The following is a 430-nucleotide window of genomic DNA, read 5'->3' as shown; positions in this document are numbered from 1 at the left end:
CGGTTGATCAGACCAGCGCGGCGAAGCCGATGGTTTCGATCTGCTCGGCATGGGTCGGGCGCACGACACGCGCCACTTCGGTGCCGTCGCGCAGGAACACCAGCGTCGGCCAGAGCTTGATGCCGAACGAACGACCGAGCGGCCGGCCGGGACCGTCTTCGATTTTCAGATGCCGAACGTCGGCGTGCCCGGAAAACGCGTCGCGAATCGCGGGCTGCGCCCCCGCGCAGATGCCGCACCAGTTGGCGCCGAAGTCGATGACGGTCGCGCCGGCGAGCGCGTCGACTTCGGCGCGCGTGGGCGCGTCGGCGGTATAGGCTTGCGAAGAATGCATCGTGACTCCAGGGCGAGCAGAAGCAGGGTTGCGTTCAGGCCGTCGTCGAGGCCAGCGGTTTTACTGTAGTCGAAAAAGGGCGCGACTACACAATGT

The 430-nt window shown here is 66.0% G+C and carries 1 protein-coding gene; it reads right to left on the bottom strand.

The genetic code is table 11. The annotated features are described in order from the left end of the window. Positions 1-7: 7 nt before the first annotated feature. The gene (locus J5M56_RS25830; RefSeq protein ID WP_207938163.1) at positions 8-334 is read right to left on the bottom strand and encodes a thioredoxin family protein; all 327 of its coding nucleotides are present in this window, start codon (positions 332-334) and stop codon (positions 8-10) included. Positions 335-430: the final 96 nt, after the last annotated feature.

The sequence above is a fragment of the Pseudomonas sp. 51_B genome, from assembly GCF_017491595.1.
Lineage (GTDB): Bacteria > Pseudomonadota > Gammaproteobacteria > Pseudomonadales > Pseudomonadaceae > Aquipseudomonas > Aquipseudomonas promysalinigenes.
The sequence above is the reverse complement of the archived record's forward strand: the minus strand, read 5'-3'. Positions and strand labels throughout refer to the sequence as shown.

Bases quoted from the DNA above. Each gene is read 5' to 3' on its own strand.
- J5M56_RS25830 (WP_207938163.1), bottom strand. From the start codon at position 334: ATGCATTCTTCGCAAGCCTATACCGCCGACGCGCCCACGCGCGCCGAA.